The following is a 22,229-nucleotide window of genomic DNA, read 5'->3' as shown; positions in this document are numbered from 1 at the left end:
CTATGAAAAACACTTTCTTTATGTTATTTTTCTCCATAGCTATTTCATTTATAGCGTGTGGGGGCAGTGAGGAAAATGATGAGAATCTATCTGCTGGTGACGGGAATACAGAGAAACCAAAGGATGACGAACCTCAAGATCCTGTGGTCTGTAGCATCACACCTATTGGGGAGTTAAATCAGGGGGCCTCAATTATAAATTCTCATGCAGATGTTACGAAACGTTCTTCATTGATGATGAATTATCGGATGTTTGTGACTACGGAATCTTCTTATCCCCGCTATCCTCGTATAAAAAAGATGAAGAATGGCGACTATATTTTGTTCTATCACAATGGTAGTGCTAATAATAATATTGGTCGGCGTTGTGTTTATGCACTTAGTAAGGATATGAAAACGTGGATCAATAAAGGAGAGATATTTAACAGTTATGACATTATCGATAGCAAAGGCAATAAGAATATACATTGCTATGCTAATTGCGATGGACTGGTGCTTTCTAATGGAGATATATTGGCTGTTGCATCTTGCAGGGCTAATTCCGGCTATCGCGATTTACCGGAAGATGCAGGAATTGAATTAAGGCGCAGTACGGATAATGGTGTCACCTGGAGTGAACCTGTCAAGATATATCAGGGAGTTAATTGGGAACCTTTCTTGTTGGAGTTGCCTACAGGCGAATTACACTGCTACTTTACAGATAGCAGTCGTACTGGTTTGGAAGGACATGGCACAGATACAGGTACAGCAATGGTTGTTTCTACTGACGGCGGAAAGACATGGAGACCGGACTTTAGCTCTTTTCCTTATTATGTATTGCGAATGAGATGGGAGAAAAATGGAATTGTCGGCTATAATCATCAGATGCCTTCTGTTGTGAAACTCAATGATAATAAAGGATTAGCTGCAGCTGTGGAAACCAATAATTCAGGATATCATATTTCGCTTTGTTATTCAGATAAAAACGAATGGGAATACTTGGCTGCCGACCAGGAAGGACCTGCCGATAGTAATAATTGTGTTTTCTCTGGTATGGGACCATATTTGGGACAGTTTCCTTCGGGAGAAACCGTCCTTTCGTATGAATCGTCAAGTAAATATACTCTTAAAATAGGAGATGCCACTGCTCGTAATTTCGGTAGCGCTTATCAACCTTTTTCTGGTGGTTATTGGGGATCATTCTGTATAATTGATTCACATACTCTGGTTGGAACTAATGTTAAAGCGAAAGAAGGACCGGTTCAGATGGCACAGTTTGTACTTAATCATCGTATTGATGCCGTGAAAAGAAAGGTAACGGTAGATGGTAACAATAAAGAGTGGGCAAATACAGATCATGCACTCTTTGTGGGCAGTCAGTCACAAGCGCAAGGGACATTACGCTGTTCGCATGATGATGATAATATTTATTTTCTGTTAGAAGTACTTGATCGAAACTTGCTAGCTTCTGATTACGCTTCCTTATACATATCTCCTGTGGGTAATAATAAACTGTCAAAAGGGGCTTGTTGCATACAAGTAACAATGAATGGACTGAAAAATTGTGAAATATATGATGCATCATGGAAAGAAGCGCAATTGGATACCCAGGTCAAAACTTATGTCTGCGATGAAACAAACGAGAGGCGTATTGATAATTATGGATATATTGCTGAAGTTGCTATTCCACGTTCTAAATTAACTATAACTTCCGGGCAAATACTTGTCAATTTTTCTGTTACAAAGCGCAATTCGGTAGATGCTATTTGTGATGTTGCATCTACAAGTACGGCCCGTTGGATACCGGTGGCTGGGTTATGATTTGGAGAATTTAATATTGAATAATTAATTATATAGAACACTACGATTATGAAAAGAAATTATTTGATTTATGCTTTATTGATGGTTGTTTTTTTGAGCTCAGATGTGATTTCTGCTCAAAATTATTTTGGAAATTTTCCTGTGAAGGCAGATCCAAAGATGGTTGGAAATAGATTGAGCAGACGTTTGATGGAAACTAAACACCAACTGTATTTTGATAGAGGAATACATTATGCAGAGGTGTGTACATGGTACGGAGCTCTTCGTTTTGCAGAATTGACAAATAATAAAGATCTGATAAAGTTGTTGAGAAATCGTTTCGAATTATTGTTTCATCTGGAAAAAGAACTTCTACCTCCGCCGATTCACGTAGACCAAAATATGTTTGGTTGCTTACCTCTGAGGTTTTATAATATAACGAAAGATAAACGTTATTTGGATCTAGGACTGCCCTATGCTGACACTCAATGGCAACTTCCTGCCAATGCAAACGAAGAGGAGCGTAAATGGGATAAAAAGGGATACTCATGGCAAACTCGTCTTTGGATTGATGATATGTATATGATTACTATTGTGCAATCTGAGGCTTATAAAGCTACAGGTGATCCTAAGTACATCAATAGGGCTGCCAAAGAAATGGTTCTGTATTTGGACGAATTGCAACATCCTAACGGTCTTTTCTATCATGCACCGGATGTACCTTATTATTGGGGACGTGGTGATGGTTGGATGGCTGTCGGTATGACGGAGTTACTTTATAACTTACCGGAAAAGGATCCTAATCGTGCACGTATCATGAAAGGTTACTTGTTGATGATGGATAACTTGAAGAAATACGTGAACAAGGATGGTCTTTGGAATCAGCTGATTACCGAACCTGACTTTTGGACAGAGACATCTGGTTCGGCAATGTTTGCTTATGCCATGATTGTGGGGGTCAATAACGGCTGGTTGAATAAAGAGGAATATGCTCCAGTGGCACGCCGTGCATGGCTTGGCTTATGTAATTATATTAATGACAAGAATGATCTTACTGAGGTTTGTGTTGGAACCGGAAAGAAAAACAGTAAACAATATTATATGGATCGTCCCCGCATCGTTGGTGATTATCATGGACAGGCACCGATAATATGGTGTGCTTATGCATTATTGAATAAATAAAACAATAAAAGACCGGATACAGATCTAGGAGTTTTTTTATTCATAGTGTATTGTTGCTTTTAACATAACATATATTTATTTTTGAAGGGTCTGAAATTATAATGCTTGAATATGAAAAGAGAATTTTGTATTTTTATTGTACTTTTTTTAGTGTTTCATATACATGCTCAATTAGTATACCACGATGCATCGAATTTTCCACTATTAGGAAGGGCGACAGAGAGTGCTGGGGCACGATATGGAAGGTTCCCGGATTCGTTAAAGAATATTTCTCGTGCTCCATTATGGAATTTAAGCCGTAACTCTGCGGGAATGGCAATACGTTTCCGTAGTAATTCCACTACGATAGCAGCTAAATGGGTGGCTCTTTTTAATACCCACATGAATCATATGACTGATACTGGTGCAAAAGGTTTAGATCTTTACTGTCTTCAGAAGAATGGTGACTGGCGTTTTGTCAATAGTGCCCGTCCGAAAGGAAAAACAAATCAGGCCACCATTATAAAAAATATGCATCCTGAAGAAAGAGAATACATGCTTTATTTGCCATTGTATGATGGTCTTGTTTCTCTGTCTATAGGAGTTGATTCTCTGGCTACTATCAGTCAGCCGTTAATGGATTATCCAATCCGTAAGAATCCTGTTATTTTTTATGGAACCAGCATTCTTCAAGGAGGTTGTGCTTCACGTCCAGGAATGGCACATACCAATATTATATCGAGGAGATTGAACCGTGAATGTATCAATTTAGGATTCAGTGGAAATGCATTTCTAGATTTGGAAGTAGCTAAAGTAATAGCTGAAGTAGAAGCTAGTGTTTTCGTTTTGGACTTTGTGCCTAATGCTTCTGTTGCAAAGATGAAAGAACGGATGGAAACATTCTATCGTATCATTCGTGGTAAACATCCGGATACACCAATTATTTTTATAGAGGATCCTATTTTCCCTCATACATTTTATGATGAAAAGGTTGCTAAAGAAGTACGACGAAAGAATGATACGTTGAAAGAGATATTCAATCATTTAAAGAAAAGAAATGAGAAAAATATCATTCTTATTTCATCAAAGAATATGCTGGGAGAGGATGGAGAAGCTACTGTAGATGGTATCCATTTTACAGACTTAGGTATGATGAGATATGCTGATTTAGTTTGTCCGGTTATAAAGAAAGCAATTAGATGAAATGGTGTTGCTATTAGTTTTAAGTATAGCAACTATAAAATATTCTAGTTCTCAAATAATGTTTGAGTAGTAGTGGATTGTTGAAGAAGAAATTATCCAATAAAAGAAAGATATTGTTCAGATGGGTGCTAATAAAAACTCCTCTGTATAATCTTTGAATACTTTAGATTAGTTTGGGACTAATTTTTCATTTATTGACCTATATTTAATATCTTAAATAATCCCGATTCTCTACTTTTGTATCAGATGATAGGGGCGCTAGTACCTTTATAGAGAGATAATGATCATTATTATATAATACGGAATTTAGTTTTTAGATGTAGTTAAAAAGATAGTTCAAGGGATAACGTTTTGATAAAACACAGGGTATTACTTAAATCTATATGTAATGAATTACAAATCAATTAAAAAAAATATTCGAGAAATTGGGTTAATGTTTCTTAGCGCGGGACTTTTGCTTTTTTTGTCATGTGGTTCTGATGATACTAAGGATGTTTCAGGTGAAGATGGAGATATAAATTCAAACCAATATTTACAAGTACAGCCTAATGGATTAAATGTAATTAAAGTTTCCAGTAGTGATGTGACACAAGTTGTGTACCCTTTCTCTGTAGAATTGAAGGGGGGCAGTGCGAGTGTTGCTCTTACTGCACAGTTGGAAGCATGGAATGAAAAAGATCTGGAGGCATATAATAAAGAGGAAGAAACGGCTTATAAATTGTTGCCCTCTTCGTTATATTCGATAAGTGCGCCACAGATTACTCTCGAACAGGGTGTTACTTCAAAGAAAGTAGAGGTGAAATTTGCTCCGGATAAAGTGTTCACTGAATTCAAAAAAAATGGAACAGAATATGTCATTGCATTGAGACTTACTTCATCTGTTGCCAAGGTTCGTAAAAGTCAAAGCGATTTTCTTTTGCATATATCGTTTGATTATCCAACGGTTAGTTTGGTTATGCCATCACAGGAAATTAGTGTTAGTAAAATGTCAATGCCAGTTTCGGTTGATGCTACTTTTAATTGTAAGACAGACGGAGAAATAAAGACTAATCCTTGGAACTTTACATGCACATTAGCAGTGCCTTCTAATGCGGAGGAACTGGTTACTAAGTATAATGAGGACTATAAGACTTCTTATCGTCTTCTTCCTTCGGCTAACTATGATTTAGAAGAAGGGATATCTTTTAAAGCTGGAGAGAATGAAGCTACTGGAGGAATTACAGTGAAGCGTGAAGGAATGGAAGCTGTAAAATATCTGTTGCCTGTACAGTTGGGGGGATGTTCTCATGAAAGCGTGGCTCTTCATAATGAAATCTGTTATTTCAAAATAGGTATGACTTATACAAATCCGATAATTACTTTTTCTAGCGCAGCCGATCCTACGGTTATTCGTACTGAAGAGGGTTTTTACTTGTATGCTACTCAAACTAATGCCTATTGGATTCCTATTTATTTTTCTAAGGACTTGGTTAATTGGGAGTTTAAAAGAAGTGCTTTCAGAAATGCAACCAAACCTAAACCAGATGTACTTCCTGGTGGAGGTGCATTTTGGGCACCGGAAATTCGCTACATCAATGGAAAGTATGTGCTTTATTTTTCATGGGCAAAATGGGGGGATGGAAGTATCAGCTATACGGCGGTTGCTACCTCAGATAGTCCGGTAGGTGATTTCTTAAATGCTAAACCTTTGCTGATAACAGATGATTTTGGTTCCAATTGTATCGACCAGTTCTATTATGAAGAAGATAAAAAGAAATATATGTTTGTCGGAAGTTTCAATGGTATTTATGTGACGGAACTTACGGATGATGGTCTTTCTGTGAAACGGGGGGGAGATGGTAAGCCTGTGCTGAAGAAACAGGTTTGCGGCAGGGCATTTGAAGGCACCAATATTTATAAGAAAGGTAAGTACTACTATTTGTTTGCATCTATAAATAATTGCTGTCCGAATAATGGAATGGATAGTAAGTATAAAGTCGTGGTAGGCCGTTCGGAAAATCTCCTTGGTCCGTATGTCGATAGAAAAGGAAAAGATATGCTGGACAACTCTTGGGAGTTAGTGTTGGAAGGTGACGGTGAAACATTCTTTGGTCCTGGTCATAATTCCATAATAATTCCAGATGATGCAGGTACAGATTGGATGATATATCATAGTTATGTAAAAGAGAATGGTGCGGTTGGAGGACGTCTGGGTATGCTCGACCGTATTGTGTGGTCGGCAGACGGCTGGCCGACCATTAAAAAATGTGTGCCTTCAAAGGGAGATTTACTGCCAGTATTTAATAACTGATATGTTGAAAATATTGTAAATATATAGACTTCTAAGTAAAACTAAAATTTAATGTATGAAAAAGAAAAGTGATTGGAGAACTCGGTTTATCCGATTATGCGCAGTGGTATTGCCATTGATAGTGCTTTGCTTTACAGCTTGTAAGGATGAAGACAAAGAAGAGAATCTTCCTTTCGATCCTACTAAGCCAGTGGTAATTACAGATTTTGCCCCAAAATCGGGTGGTATTGGTAACAATATTATATTGTATGGAGAAAACTTTGGGAACGACCCCAAAAAATTGAAAGTGATAGTTGGTGGTAAAGAGGCTAATATCATTTCTGTTAAGAACAATATGTTGTATTGTGTAGTACCACGTATGGCTACTGAAGGTGATGTGGAAATTAGTGTGTATGATGACAATGGTGAAGAAGTAGCTTTTGCTGAAGCGGAAGAAAAGTTTGCTTATGTAAAGCAGTGGTTAGTTTCTACATTAGCCGGTCAACGCTTTGAGAATGAGAAAGATGCCTTCCAGGGTGAAGGAGCGTTTGATGCATGTGGATGTATAAAAGGAGCTACTTGGTTTTCGTTTGACCCGAAATCCAATTTTGATCATTTGTATTTGACTTGCTATGGAGCAGGTGCTATCCGTTTGATTGATTTGGAAGAGAAAACGGTGACTATGGTTCCTTTTTTAGCGAATACAGCGGACAGACCTGCTATTATTAATTGGACTGCAGATGAAAATCGAGATATGATTATTTCTCGCGATTTGAATAAGGACGGAAATGTAAATGTGTTGAAAACTCGTATATCAGAGTTTAAAGCGGAAGTAAAGTTAGGTGAATCAAAGCAAAAAGGGGTTACTGGTGCATTTGTTCATCCTAAGACTGGCAAACTTTATTATACAGTTTATCCAGATCAAGAGATTTATGAATATAATTTTGAAAATAAGACAACAACGAAAATAGCTAGACATCCGCGTGTAAAGGAAACATTGCGTTCGGTAGTTCATCCAACAGGAAAATATGCGTATCTGCTTCGCCAATATAATGAAAGGGGAAATGGGTATATCTCTCGTATGGACTATAATTCAACTACTGATCAGTTTTCGACACCTTATATCGTGGCGGGAAGTGCGAGTGGCAGTGGTTATCGTGACGGAGTAGGTAGTAAGGTGCAAATGAACGGTCCGACTCAGGGAGTATTTGTTAAGAACCCAGAATATGCAGGTGAGGAAGATGAGTATGATTTTTATTTCTGTGATGAGTATAATCATTGTATTCGTATCCTGACTCCGACAGGTAGGGTGGTTACATTTGCTGGACGTGGAAATGATTCAAGTGATCCTGGCTTTGCAAACGGTTCCCTGCGTTCTGAAGCTCGGTTTGCTCATCCGTGGGCACTTGCATACGATGAAAAGAGAAAATGCTTTTATGTAGGTGAAAGAGGTATGAAACATAACGGGGATGAGCAAGCGGTGATACGTAAAATTGCTATGGAAGAATAATAAATGATAAACACGTATATTTTATGAGGAGTAAAAAATTAATTGCATGTATGTTATTGCTGCTCTTTTCCATAACCGTATGGGCGCAGGAAAGTGCAATGATAACTGGAGTGGTGACCGATGAGAATAAGGAACCTTTGATTGGTGTGAATATTGCAATACAGAATATGCCTGGATTGGGTGTCATCACTGATATAAATGGTCGATACAAAATAAAAGCATCTGCTTATGACAGACTTGTATTCTCATATATAGGATATGAAACTGTGGTGGTACTGGTAAAAGAACAGAAAACCATCAACGTAAAAATGAAAGAAGCAGCTAGTACAATTATTGATGAAGTCGTAATTACAGGTACGGGAGCACAAAAGAAAATAGCAGTGACTGGTGCCATTACTAATGTGGATGTAGATGCGTTGAAATCGGTTCCTTCCACTTCTGTGGTGGATGGATTGGCAGGTGTTGTTCCGGGTGTAATGGCTATGCAAACTTCTGGACGACCGGGTAGTGTATCTGAGTTCTGGATTCGTAGTATATCTACTTTTGGTGCTAATACGGCTGCACTGGTACTTGTTGATGGATTTGAACGTGATATTGATGAAGTGAGCGTGGAAGATATTGAATCATTTACAGTATTGAAAGATGCTTCCGCAACGGCTATTTATGGTAGTAAGGGAGCCAATGGTGTAGTCTTGATTAATACAAAACGTGGTAAGGAAGGTAAAATCAATATTGATGCAAAGGTTGAGGGGTTCTATAGCACTTTTACAAAGGCACCGGAATTTGTAGACGGTTATACATATGCTTCTATGGCTAATGAAGCTCGTTTGACAAGAAATCAAGAGGCTTTATATTCGCCATCAGAATTGGAACTGTTTCGTACGCAACTTGATCCAGACCGTTTTCCGGATGTAGATTGGATGGATATGGTATTGCGTGACGGTGCTTGGAGTTCACGTGCAACGTTGAATATGCGTGGTGGTGGTAAAACTGCACGTTACTTTGTTTCCGGAAGTTATCAGGACCAACAAGGTATGTATAAGACTGACAAAAGTCTTAAGGATTATAATACAAACGCACATTTCAGAAAATGGACATACCGTATGAATGTGGATATTGATATTACGAAAACTACTTTGCTTAAAGTCGGTGTGTCCGGTTCTTTGCGTAAACAGAATGATACGGGTAGTGGTACAGATAATTTGTGGACTGTATTGATGGGATATAATTCTATCATGATGCCAGCAGAATATTCAGATGGAAAAATCCCGGGATGGGCAGATAAGGATGATAATATGAATCCTTGGGTAATGACTACACAATCCGGATATAATGAAAGTTGGAAGAATAATATTCAAACCAGTCTTACACTGGAACAGAAACTGGATTTTGTAACCAAGGGATTGCGTTTTGTAGGTAGATTCGGATATGATACGTATAACTCCAATTGGATTAAACGTTATAAATCTCCGGCTGCTTACAAGGCCGACCGCTATCGTCAGCCGGATGGAACATTGAATTTCACGAAAATCAGAGACGAGAAAGTGATGTCGCAGTCTTCCAATTCGGAAGGAGAAAAGAGAGAGTTCTTTGAATGGGAACTGCACTATAGTCGTGCTTTCAAAACTCATCACGTCGGAGGTGTCCTGAAGTATACACAGGCTTCTAAGATTTTTACTCAAAATATAGGTACAGACTTGAAGAATGGTATTCCTTATCGTAATCAGGGAATAGCCGGACGTTTCAACTATAACTGGAATTATCGTTATTTTATTGATTTCAATTTTGGATACAACGGTTCGGAGAACTTTCACAAAGACCATCGTTTCGGATTCTTCCCGGCTATCTCCGGTGCATGGAACTTGGCTGAGGAACCATTCATGAAAAAGATTGCTGGAAAGTGGCTGAATATGTTGAAAATCCGTTATTCTTATGGAAAGACTGGAAATGATGCTTTGTACGAAGGCAATAAAAGGGTACGTTTCCCCTATTTGTATTCGATAGCAACCGATAATAATGTTTATCATTTTGAAGATATTGGAACTGGAGAGAAATTGTGGAATGGAAAATATTACTCAACAGTGGCTTCTCCTGCTATTTCGTGGGAAGTTGCTACTAAACAAGATTTGGGTATTGACTTTTCTTTCTTTAATGACAAACTGACTGGAGAGATTGACTACTTTAAAGAACGTCGCGATGGTATCTATATGACTCGTTCTTATATTCCTTACGAGGTGGGAATTGACAATGCTTCAAAAGCAAATGTTGGTATTGTAGAAGCCAAAGGATTTGATGGTCATTTTGCATTCAAACAAAAACTCGGTAAGGTGAATTTTACATTACGCGGTAATATTACTTTCAGTAAGAACGAAGTGATAGAAAAAGATGAAGAGAATACCATTTACGAATATAAATTGGCGCAAGGACATCGTGTTAATCAGGCAAGAGGGCTTATTGCTTTAGGGTTGTTCAAAGATTATGAAGAAATCAGAAATAGTCCGAAGCAAACCTTTGGTGAGGTGATGCCCGGTGATATTAAATATAAAGATGTTAATGGTGATGGTATAATTGACTCGAATGACCGGGTAGCTATTGGTGCTACTACTCGTCCTAACTTGGTGTATGGCTTTGGTTTTTCGGCCAAATGGAAAGGATTGGATTTCAATGCTCATTTCCAAGGAGCTGGTAAGTCGTCTTTCTTTGTCAAAGGTACAACTATCTTTATGTTCCAAGGTGGTGATGGCTGGGGAAATGTTTTGAAGGAAATGGCAGAAAGCAACCGTTGGATTTTGGGTGAAAATGAAGACCCAAATGCGGAATTCCCCCGTCTGACTTATGGTGATAATAAAAATAACTATCAAGAATCTAATTATTGGTTGAGAGATGGTTCTTATCTTCGTCTAAAGACTTTGGATATCGGTTATACCTTTCCGAAAGCTTGGGTTAATAAGATTCATTTGAATCAAGTACGTGTTTTCTTTATCGGAACCAATTTGTTGACATTCTCTCCGTTTAAATATTGGGATCCGGAATTGGGAAGTTCGGACGGAAAGAAATACCCGTTGAGCAAGACGCTTTCGTTAGGCGTATCAGTTAATCTATAAACAAGAACAGAATATGAAGAAACTTATAATAAATTTAGGTTTTATATTAGGAGTGAGTACCATGGTTGTCGGATGCACCGATTATTTGGACTCAGACTACCTTTTTGAGGAACGTGTTAACATTGAGAATGTGTTTCAAAGTAAGGACTATACCAATGAATGGTTGGCAAAAGGATACGCTTATATGAAGCACGATTATCTGCAACAAGTGAACAGTAAAAAGAACACTAGTTTCAACTTTGCAGATGATATGTACTACATAGATTTGAATTATGTAGACTGGAAAGGTGGGAACTATACGGAAAAAGGATTAGGTAGTGGAAACAGTTTGTATATATGGCAGGCTGCCTATCAAGCGATTCGTCACGTCTCCATTTTCATTCATAACGTGGATGGTAATAAAGAGCTTACTGAAGCTGAGATTACAGATATGAAAGGGCAAGCTCATTTTTTGCGTGCATATTTCTACTGGATGCTGATTCGTTCGTTTGGTCCGGTGCCCATTGTACCGGATGAAGGTGTCGATTATACGAAAGAGTATGATGATATCGCTTATCCTCGAAATACATATGATGAGTGTGCGGATTACATTGCTGAGGAATTGGTGAAGGCGGCTACAATGTTGGACGATACACGCGATGTACAAAATATTGTTCGTCCTACACGTGGTGCGGCATTGGCACTTCGTTCACGTGTGCTTTTATATGCGGCAAGTCCTTTATATAACGGACAAGCACCGTCAGAGGTGATCGATGCATTGGTTGATAAGAGCGGTCGCAAGTTGCTGTCTGATACATACGACAACCGGAAGTGGGCAAGAGCTGCTGCAGCAGCTAAAGATGTAATGGACTTGAAACGGTATCAGTTGTATGTAGCTTATAAAAGAGAAAGTGATGATATGGCTTACCCGACAACTATTACTCCGCCAGACGATAATGGAACTTTCCATTCGCAGGATTGGCCCTACGGTTGGAAGAATATTGATCCGTTCGAATCATACCGTTCTTTGTTTGATGGAGAAGTGGGGGCATACAATAATGAAGAAATTATATTTACCAGAGGTGTCAATCAGGGTGCTGAGAATATCAGAGTAATGGTTATCCATCAGTTACCTCGTTCACAAGGTGGTGGGTATAACTGCCATGGTATGACGCAGAAGCAATGTGATGCTTATTATATGAAAGATGGTAGAGATTGTCCGGGTATGAATTCTATGTATAAGGGTATGGACGGATATACCGATCCGAGCCGTTACAATGAACAACCGCGTGTTTCAGGCGTGGTTGAAACGTCCGAATTGTCTAAACATCCTGAATTAGGTCCAAAGGGAACTGGCGTTTCCAAGCAGTATGCGGATCGTGAACCTCGTTTCTATGCATCAGTAGCCTACAATGGTAGTGTATGGCATATGTTGAATGCAAGTGCAGAGGATAAAGAGGAAACGAATGTTCCCATTTTCTACTACAGAGATGCTCAAGATGGTTACAAAGCAGGTACTAACTATTTGAGTACTGGCATCGGTATTAAGAAGTTTGTACATCCGAAGGATTTAGCTGATTCTGAAAAATCGTATGATGTGAGTCGTGTAGTGCAAAAATATGCTCCGGACATTCGATATGCGGAAATCCTGTTGAATTATGCGGAAGCATTGAACGAAGTCGAAGGCTCTTATGAAATACCTTCTTGGAATGGTGAGACTATGTATACAATCACACGTTCGGCAACAGCTTTGAAGGAAGGTATTCAGCCTATTCGCATTCGTGCCGGCTTGCCAGACTATGAGGTGTACGATGATGTAAAGAAGTTCCGTATTAAAGTAAAACGTGAACGTCAGATTGAGCTGTTTGCGGAGGGGCATCGTTTCTTTGATATTCGTCGTTGGTGTGATGCTCCCATTGAAGAGGCTCTTCCCATTTACGGTTGTAATATCTATTTAACTTCGGAAAATCCGGATGGTTTTCATACACCGATAGAGGTCACTTCGTTGCCTACTATGTTTACTACGAAGATGTGGTTTTGGCCGATCCATCACAATATAATGAAACGAAATATGTGGATGATTCAGAATCCGGGCTGGAAAGATCCGGAATAAACCTACTAAATTTGGATAGAAAAGATGAATAATATATATAAATTATTGATTGGCATGATGGCGGCAGTATGTTGCACTTCATGTAACAATGAGTGGGAAGATGAACAATTCAAACAGTTGGCATCTTTCAAGGCGGAGATTAATAATGAAGGAGTAACTTCTACTTATGTACGCTACAAACCAGGAGGGGTGGTGACTTATCAGCTTCCGGTTTTGTTGAGTGGTTCTACAATGAACACACAGGCAAGAACTATCCATGTAGCACTCGACAAAGATACATTGGATGTGTTGAATCATGAACGTTTCGGTGAACGTCGTCAGGAACTTTTTTACCATTTGTTGGATCAACAGTATTATTCCATACCGGAAACAGTAGAAATGCCTGCGGGTGAATCTGAAGCACTGTTACCTATTGATTTCACACTAGGAGGGCAGAACAATGCTAAACCGTTGGATATGTCGGATAAATATATTCTACCATTGACAATTCAGGATGATCCGTCTTATAACTATCAGGTGAATAACCGTCTGCACTATCGGAAAGCATTGTTGAATATTATTCCGTTCAATGATTATTCAGGCTCATATGATGGCAGCTTGTTGAAGATATTCTTGGAGAATCAGAAGGATAACTTCATGTTAGCTACTCATAAAGCTTATGTGTATGACGAAAAGACCATTATGCTTTACATGGGGGTTCGTGATGTGAATTACTTAGATCGTAAAAAGTATAAGCTGTATGTGGAGTTTACGGATGAACCGCTTAATGAAGGAAGTGAGTTGAAGAAGAAACTAAGGTTGTGGACCGATAACGGGGGTGAGGATGGTAATAACTTTAAAGTTGTGTTACTGGGCGAAGGAGATGATGACAAATTTAAGGAAGCTCCTTATTATACGATTGTCGAAGAGAACGATCCTGTGAAGCCTTACTTGAAGCATATCTATATCACTTTGTCTATGGGATACTCATTTGAGGACTATACGCTTAGTCCGGGCAACCGTATGAAATATAGAGTAGAAGGTACATTAAGTATGCAACGTGACTTGAATACATTGATTCCGGACGAAGACCAACAAATCGAATGGAATTGATGGGGTGTTGATTGATGAATATAATATTGAGAGGCAGTGCTAAAGTTGGGATTGGGCACAGCCTCTCAAGTTTTTTAGAACTATAAAACAATTTATTAATGGTTTAAACAGCTCTTTTGGGATAAGGAGCGTAATTAATTTGTTTACATATGAAAAACTACAAGATTCTAAAGAATATTTATATATGTCTAGCTTTATTCTTAACTGTTTTATTAGTTGGTTGTTCGAAAAGTGATGAAACCCCAACTCCCGATGAACAGCCTTCTGGCAAAAGTAAAATAACATTTAACTTGCATACTCCGGGGGCATTCCTTACAAGGGCAGTAGGTGTAGGTGACGAAAATGGAGGCACTAATGACAAAATAGCCTTTTATCAATTTAGCAAAGAAGGTAAGTATGAACAAAGATATGTCTTAAATTATGCGGCTGCTTCCGTGGGTACAAACGGTGATACAAGGTCATATACTGTTGAATTAACTTCTTCGACTGGAGGAGAAAAGAGATTCATCATTGTGGAGAGTGAGGATGAGAACAACTTCCCTAATATGAGTGGAGCAAATACAGTCGATGAATTACTAAATAGTAAAACTGTTGCGGAGAGTGGTAAGTTGAATCCTCCATTTGTTATGTCTAATGTTAAAACAGATGGTAAGGAGTATGTAACAGTTGCCGATGTAGAATCTTCCAATAATCAGGTTGATGTAAAACTTAAAAGACGTGTAGCTAGATTTGATTTGTTGAATGATCCAACAGAATCGGGATTAGTGATCGATAAGGTATATATTAAGAATAGATACACTCAAGGATTCATAGGTGATGTAAGTGGTAATGCAGGCAATATATCTGCTGATGTTCTGGAAATACCAGCAACTGATTTAGCTAATGATGGGAAAAGTTTCTATCTTTATCCGACTCGGTTGACTTCAACTCTTGAGCAAAATGAAAAAACAGTAGTATGGGCTACCACTAAACTTGCCAATACCAATACAGAAGGTCCGACTCTTTATCTGAATCTTACTGCTGATATTAATGTGGAGGCCAACTATCTCTATCAGCTTAATACGAAAAAGATAGCCGGTTCTACAGGCTTTGATATTTCAGTAGAAGAATGGAAAGACGGAACTTCAATTGATTGGGTAACGATTGAAGACGGAATCTCCGTAATGGATAATAAAGCTACTATCATTGCTGGTACAGATATTAAAGGGACTTATGTAAAAATTGCAGCTGATGCTGCAATGCCATATACTATAAAACGTGTTGTTACAGATTATAGCTCAGCAGCATTGGACGCTGCGTATGACGGAAGTTTGCCTGCATGGCTTACTATTTCTTCATCTACTAAAGATGCAGGTAGTGGTCTTTATCGTCATGAGATTGTTTATACGGTGACTGCACATCCTGCGAAGACAAGCCAGTTTGCTATCACACATCTTAGTGGGGCTGTTACAGACGAAAATCTGCTGGCCATCGGGTTTGTCGATCCGTATCCGGGCACTCCGCTGCCTTGTTTGTCAAAAGGGGAGAAACTTTATTCGCCAGTACATTGTCGTCAGTCTACGTATCTTGTGCATAACACTGTGGATAAGGCGTATTTCTGTGGAACTGAGGGATTTACGTTTGATACTCCTATGAAAGGTAAGACGGGTAATGAAGGGGCGAAGAATCTTTGTCCCGAGGGCTGGACAGCATTGAACAATGTAGAGGCCAAAGAGTATATTTTGTGGGTAGGAGAGCATCTCAAGTCACAAGTAATGGAGTCTGTATATACTTACTGTTGGTCCGAGGCAGACGGTGAGGCTACCGATTTGCGTATATTGGCGGGATACCCATACAATAAAGCTACTCCCAATGTGAAAGATTTAGCTTGTTATGGCACTTGGCCAAGCGTGGCTTGGTTGAATATCAATGAGAAAGATCTCTCTATAAAAGACAAGACATTCTATGATTATAATAATTGGGATGTGAAGAAGGATTACGGAATCCCTTATAGGTGTATACGTGATAAAGCCGGTTGGGAATAATTATATGGATTCTCGAAAGGATATATATTCAATGATTAAATTGTAAGATAATGCTAAAGAATACTTTATTTGTGATTCTTCTAATGATTTCTAGCTTATTCACGGCTTGTGCTGAAGGATATGTAAGTGATGTACAAAAGGAGGATGACACAAAAGAAATACGTTTCAGTCTGAACATGGAGGGAGGGTTAACGATGTCCCCCACTAGGTCTTCTGTGTCTTTGGACGGAATGAAATGGAAGATATTCTGTTTTGACGATCAATATAACTATCTGTTTGACAAAACAGGAAGTATAGGGGATGCAGTAAATGAAATAAAGGTTTCTGTAACTAAAGGAATCGTTTATCGATTCTTGTTTTTGTGTACCACAGCCGATAAATTTCCAGAATTGACTTCTGGTAAAACTTATTGGGATTTAGAAGCGTATGCTCCTCAATTGCCGTTAGCTGATCCGATGGCGATGCTTGTCAGTAGAGGTAATGAAAAAGATGGTACACTTCGTGTAGCAGCTGCGTCTGCATCGGTGCAGGTTACTCTTGCTCCGCGTGCATCTAAGATCGTTTTGCAAAAGGATCTGGATACTGCTTCGGATATTACAGTGAATTCCGTGACTTTTGCGGATGCCGCCTCTTCTGTTCCTTATGCTCATATCGAACCTCAACATTACAGTGAATATGAGAATCTTCCGGTAGCAACCCGAAAGACCTATCAGTATGTGCCCCAAGAGGATGTATGTTATATGCTTCCAGATATGTGTGCCGGAACCTTTGGAGTGAATGCTACACTGCATATCACTCATCCGATTTCTGGAGAACAGGACGTACGGGTAACGGTACCGGTGGGGCTTGCGCTGAATGTAGGCAGTGGAAAGGCTTACTATATTGAAATGTCTGCTGATGCAAATGGAAAAGTTGCTGCTACTTGGACAACACGTGTAGCACCCAAAACGCTGAAACTTGCTACGCAAAATTTATGGGGTAAATCGACTTCCGTTGTGTTGGATTACTTCAATAGAATTGATGTGGATGTGCTTTGTGCGCAGGAATGCAGTGGGCTCTCTGAATCTGATATACAAGCACAGGGGCTTTACGTGCATACTCACTCCAACAATGGACAGGGGAAATGCAGTATTATATCGCGCTATCCTTTCTCAGGGATTACACCGAACAAATATGGTGTCTATATCAACTTAGGCGAAGGTGTTGTCGTATTGGTGATGAACTGTCATGGCGCTTACTTCCCTTACGGTCCTTATCAGTTGAATGGTATCGAATATAAAGGATATGAGGGTACGGACGATGTCGACTATGTAGTGAAAGTCAATAAAGAAGCCCGTCAAGGCATGGTGGACAAACTGCTGGAGGACTTTAATTCGTCTACCACTCCTTTTGTTTGTCTCTCGGGTGATTTCAATGAACCGTCATGGCTTGACTGGACGGAAGGTGCCTTGTCAGCAGGCCTTGTTTCTTACGTTGTTCAGTGGCCTACCACCCATTCTTTGTGGGAAGGCGGTATAAAAGGTGATGCTTACCGAACGATACATCCGGATCCTGTGACGCATCCGGGATTCACGTGGACACCGCGTCCGAGCGAGAAGGACACTAAAGACCGATTAGATCTCACTCTTTATACCTTGTCTCCCAACACGGAAGTAAAAAGTTCTCAGGTAATAGGCGAGAACACAGAAACATCGGATATTGTTCTTCCTAATTGGGGGCCTTTCGAAGAAGTGTTCGATCACCGGGGATTACGGACAGAATTTGTCTTTACTAAATGACGGAACGGTGTAACGGAATTAGAGAGTCGCCAGGCTGTTAATTATTGAGGTCTCGGATATTAATACCTGTCGTGTAAGGTATTAATATCCGAGAATTCAGCTATTAATAGCTAATATGCTAACTATTTGTAATGGATAAACCAATGATTAACTAATGTCTTTTTGTCTGTTGCTAGATAACCTTCAAATAGGCAATATATGGCAGTTTGGGACTCAAATTTCATTTATTGACTTGTTTTTAGCATGCCGGACAGGTAGAAAACACTATTTTTGTCCTCATCCGTTTTAGACTTTTAAGATTATATAAACCAATAAATTGTAACGTACGAATATGCACAACATTGCTAAAACCTTTTTCCCGATTTTATTATTACTTTTTGCTGCAGTAGTGACAGCACAGAATGGGAAGAACAATGTCGGAAATGCGCAACGCATCTGGCTTGATTCTGAAATTGGTCATCAGGGCGACTACCAGTGGAAAATGATAAAAGCTGGAGATGCAACAGATCCCGGAGAAAAGATTTCTTTATCCAATTATGCAACTGCAAATTGGATGCCGGCCATCGTTCCCGGAACAGTTTTGAATTCTTTGGTGTATAACCAAAAATACCCGGAGCCTTACTATGGAATCAATAATAAGATTGAATCTAAATTGATACCGGATATTTCTGAAACCGGACGTGACTTTTACACATACTGGTTTCGTACAGATTTTACTGTTCCTCAATCATTCAAGGGAAAGACTGTCTGGTTACAGTTGGATGGTATCAACTACCGGGCAGAAGTATGGGTGAATGGCAACCTGTTGAGCACAATGAACGGTATGTTTATTCAGGATTACATTGATGTTACGGATTTTGTGAAAGTCGGGGAAAAGAACGGACTGGCTATAAAGGTCTATCCGGTAGATGTTCCCGGAAGTGCGAAGCCGAAATCCTGGGGAGCAGCCGGTGAATTCCATAACGGTGGAAACGGAAACATTGGTTTAAATACTACCATGTTGATGACGGTAGGTTGGGACTTTACCTTTATGGACGGTATCCGTGACCGTAACACAGGTATATGGAAAAATATTTCTCTCTATGCTACAGGCAGAGTAGCATTGCGCCATCCTTTTGTTAAGTCTGAATTAAGAAAGCCCGGTTATGATCAGGCTTGTGAGACTGTATCAGTTGAAATTATCAATCCATCAACCAATAATCGGGTAATCAGTTGCAAGGTAAAGGGTGAAATTGTGGGCGAGAATATCACTTTCGAAAAGACTTTCCGGCTGATACGCGGAGAAGAAAAAATAGCTACCTTCACTCCTGAAGAGTTTCCGCAACTTATCATCAACTCGCCAAAACTTTGGTGGCCTGTCAATAAAGGACCACAAAACTTATATGACCTGAAGCTGACAGTGTCAGTTGATGGTAAAGAATGTGATTCAGTGAAAACAAGATTTGGTATTCGAGAAATTGTTTCGGATAGAAAGACTCCGGACAAATCACGTGTCTTTTATGTGAATGGTAAACGATTGTTTATCCGTGGCACTAACTGGATACCGGAAGCCATGTTGAGAACTTCGGATGAGCGTACTTATGCTGAATTACGTTATTCTCGTCAGTCGGGCGTCAACCTTTTGAGAATGTGGGGAGGTGGTATCGCAGAATCCGATTACTTCTTCCAGTTATGTGATGAACTGGGACTGTTGGTATGGCAAGAATTCTGGATGACCGGTGACACTCGTCATCCACATGATAAGGCTCTCTATATGAGTAATGTGGAATCTACCGTAAAACGTATTCGTAATCATCCATCTTTGGCTTATTATGTTGCTTCTAATGAGAGTACAGAAGTTACCGGTACTCCTGAATTACTGAATAAACTGGATGGTACACGTGGATTCCAGATGCAGTCCGAATGTGAAGGGGTGCATGATGGCAGTCCTTACAAACAGGTAAATCCGATGCAGCATTATGAAAATACGGCCTCTCCCAGAGGAAGCCGTGTAGACGGATTTAATCCGGAATACGGTGCACCTACTCTTCCGACTGTGGAAATCCTCCGGGAAATGATGGATGAAAAAGACCTTTGGCCTATCAATAAGGAAGTATGGGATTATCTGGATGGAAATGGTTTCCATCTGATGAGTACTATGTATACAGACTTGGTGAATAACTACGGAAAATCATCATCCATCGATGAGTTTGCACAGAAAGGGCAATTGTTGGGAGCTATTAATTCGAAGAGTATCTGGGAAGTATGGAACTACAATAAACTGGATTATGGTGATCGTTTCTGTTCCGGACTTTTGTTTTGGTATCATAACTGCTCTATGCCTCAAGTGGCTTCCCGTATGTGGGACTGGTCTCTGGAACCGACAGCATCGCTTTATCACACAGCTAACTCACTGGAACCACTGCATGCGCAGTTTGACTATCTTAAAAATACAGTGTCTGTAGTGAATGACTATTATCGTGAATTTAAGAATTACAAAGTAATAGCACAGGTGTATGATATTGACAGTAAGAAAGTTTTTGAAGAATCAGCAACAATTAATTTGCCTTCGGACGGAGTGGTTAACGATGCATTGACTATTCGTTTCCCGGAAAATATATCTCAAGTTCATTTTATCAAGCTGATTTTGAAAGATGAAAAAGGAAAAGATGTTTCTTCTAACTTCTATTGGCGTTCTAATGATAAATATGAAGGTAGTAAGACTTTGACCGGTCCAGCTGCTTCGGGTTTCGAAGACTTGAGCAAGTTGAAGCAGGCAAAGGTGAAACTGACCTATAAAATGAGAGAAGATAATAATAACTATTTTGTAGATATTACTTTGAGAAATACATCCAGTCAGATTGCTTTCTTTAATCAGTTGCAATTCTTGAATTCAATGATGAGTCCGATACGTCCGTCGTTTTATACAGACAATTTTTTCTCCCTGATGCCGGGTGAAAAGAAAACAGTAACCATTGAAACTGCAAAAGGAAAGTTGAAAAACGGAGCTGTATTGGTACTGAAGGGTTGGAATATAAAAAGACAAGAGTATAAATTGAAGTAATAAAAGAACTAAGATGAAACTAGAACTGAAATTTATCATTGGTGTGGTTGGTATATTGACCGCATGCGGATTTACTGATGCGCCATCTTTAGATACTCCTCCAGAAGAACAAGATAATAATTGGATGCTGGGTCCATTTCTGCGTCCTGAAGGAGTCAATCCTGTCATATCACCGTTGCCTACAGAGTTTTACTGCCCGATGCGGAGAGAGCAAGTGAAATGGGAGGAAAGTGATACTTTTAACCCGGCAGCCACTGTAAAAGACGGAAAAATTGTGGTGCTTTATCGTGCGGAAGACAACTCTGCTCAAGGTATAGGCAAAAGAACTTCACGTATTGGTTATGCCGAAAGCAAAGATGGCATTGAAATGAAGAGGTTGGGCAATCCAGTGCTTTTCCCTGCTGAGGATAACTTTAAAGACTTAGATTGGTCGGGTGGTTGTGAGGACCCTCGTGTGACAATGACCGAAGACGGATTGTATGTGATGTTATATACGGCATGGAACCGGAAAAAAGCGCGCCTTTCCGTGGCAACTTCGCGAGATTTGAAAAACTGGACCAAACATGGGCTTGCTTTCGGGAAAGCATACAACGGTCGCTTTAATAACCTATTTTGTAAATCGGCTTCTATTGTGACTAGGTTGAAAGGCAGTCAACTTGTAATTGATAAAGTCAATGGTAAATATTTTATGTATTGGGGAGAGTATGCGGTATATGCCGCTACTTCCGATAATTTGATTGATTGGTATCCGGTTCTGGACGAAAAAGGAGAATTGAAGAAATTGGCGCAGCCGCGTAAAGGGCACTTTGATTGTCAAATGACGGAGTGTGGACCACCGGCTATTCGTACCAAACATGGCATTGTGCTCTTGTATAATGGAAAAAATGCAGGAAAAGACAGGGATATGGACTATCCGTCGGGAGCTTATTGCGCGGGACAGATGCTGTTTGACAATAATGATCCTTATAAAGTTTTAGATCGTCTTGATAAGCCTTTCTTTGCTCCTGAAGCTCCTTTTGAGAAGAGCGGGCAATATAAGGATGGGACAGTCTTTATAGAAGGGCTTGTCTATCACAAAAAGAAACTGTACCTTTATTATGGTTGTGCAGATTCACGTGTAGCGGTAGCTGTATGTGATGATGTGAAGAAACTGCGAATTAAATAATCGATGATAA

At 39.5% G+C, this 22,229-nt stretch carries 12 protein-coding genes; all 12 read left to right on the top strand.

The genetic code is table 11. The annotated features are described in order from the left end of the window. The first annotated feature begins 2 nt into the window (after positions 1-2). Positions 3-1,799 (top strand): hypothetical protein, encoded by a 1,797-nt coding sequence (locus tag AB3G73_RS15255; protein ID WP_217720913.1) that lies wholly within the window; start codon positions 3-5, stop codon positions 1,797-1,799. 48 nt (positions 1,800-1,847) lie between these two features. Continuing rightward, the gene (locus AB3G73_RS15250) at positions 1,848-2,960 is read left to right on the top strand and encodes a glycoside hydrolase family 105 protein (protein ID WP_217720914.1); all 1,113 of its coding nucleotides are present in this window, start codon (positions 1,848-1,850) and stop codon (positions 2,958-2,960) included. Positions 2,961-3,071: 111 nt separating this feature from the next. Further along, entirely contained in the window at positions 3,072-4,142 is a 1,071-nt protein-coding gene (locus tag AB3G73_RS15245; RefSeq protein WP_217720915.1) for an SGNH/GDSL hydrolase family protein, read from the top strand. 388 nt (positions 4,143-4,530) lie between these two features. Further along, complete coding sequence (locus AB3G73_RS15240; protein ID WP_217720916.1) at positions 4,531-6,432, top strand: family 43 glycosylhydrolase; 1,902 nt, start codon at positions 4,531-4,533, stop codon at positions 6,430-6,432. Between the two features lie 55 nt (positions 6,433-6,487). Further along, the gene (locus tag AB3G73_RS15235) at positions 6,488-7,921 is read left to right on the top strand and encodes an IPT/TIG domain-containing protein (RefSeq protein ID WP_217720917.1); all 1,434 of its coding nucleotides are present in this window, start codon (positions 6,488-6,490) and stop codon (positions 7,919-7,921) included. A gap of 23 nt (positions 7,922-7,944) precedes the next feature. Continuing rightward, positions 7,945-11,025: a TonB-dependent receptor gene (locus AB3G73_RS15230; RefSeq protein ID WP_258978675.1), complete on the top strand. Its 3,081-nt coding sequence runs from the start codon at positions 7,945-7,947 to the stop codon at positions 11,023-11,025. Between the two features lie 13 nt (positions 11,026-11,038). Further along, the gene (locus AB3G73_RS15225) at positions 11,039-13,117 is read left to right on the top strand and encodes a RagB/SusD family nutrient uptake outer membrane protein (RefSeq protein WP_217720919.1); all 2,079 of its coding nucleotides are present in this window, start codon (positions 11,039-11,041) and stop codon (positions 13,115-13,117) included. A 24-nt stretch (positions 13,118-13,141) separates the two neighbouring features. Then, entirely contained in the window at positions 13,142-14,209 is a 1,068-nt protein-coding gene (locus tag AB3G73_RS15220) for a DUF4973 domain-containing protein (RefSeq protein ID WP_217720920.1), read from the top strand. A gap of 149 nt (positions 14,210-14,358) precedes the next feature. Continuing rightward, positions 14,359-16,233 carry a hypothetical protein gene (locus tag AB3G73_RS15215; protein WP_217720921.1) on the top strand — a complete coding sequence of 625 codons (1,875 nt, stop codon included), beginning with the start codon at positions 14,359-14,361 and terminating at the stop codon, positions 16,231-16,233. Positions 16,234-16,283: 50 nt separating this feature from the next. Continuing rightward, the gene (locus tag AB3G73_RS15210; protein ID WP_217720922.1) at positions 16,284-18,011 is read left to right on the top strand and encodes an endonuclease/exonuclease/phosphatase family protein; all 1,728 of its coding nucleotides are present in this window, start codon (positions 16,284-16,286) and stop codon (positions 18,009-18,011) included. Positions 18,012-18,342: 331 nt separating this feature from the next. Next, entirely contained in the window at positions 18,343-21,054 is a 2,712-nt protein-coding gene (locus AB3G73_RS15205; protein WP_367745183.1) for a sugar-binding domain-containing protein, read from the top strand. A gap of 13 nt (positions 21,055-21,067) precedes the next feature. Next, a complete protein-coding gene (locus AB3G73_RS15200; protein WP_342988508.1) occupies positions 21,068-22,219 on the top strand; it encodes a glycoside hydrolase family 130 protein in 1,152 nt (383 codons plus the stop codon). The last annotated feature ends 10 nt before the right edge of the window (positions 22,220-22,229 follow it).

It is taken from the genome of Bacteroides sp. L008 (assembly GCF_040812255.1).
Classification (GTDB): domain Bacteria; phylum Bacteroidota; class Bacteroidia; order Bacteroidales; family Bacteroidaceae; genus Bacteroides; species Bacteroides vicugnae.
Note: the sequence above shows the minus strand (reverse complement) of the source record. Positions and strands in the feature narration are given on the sequence as shown.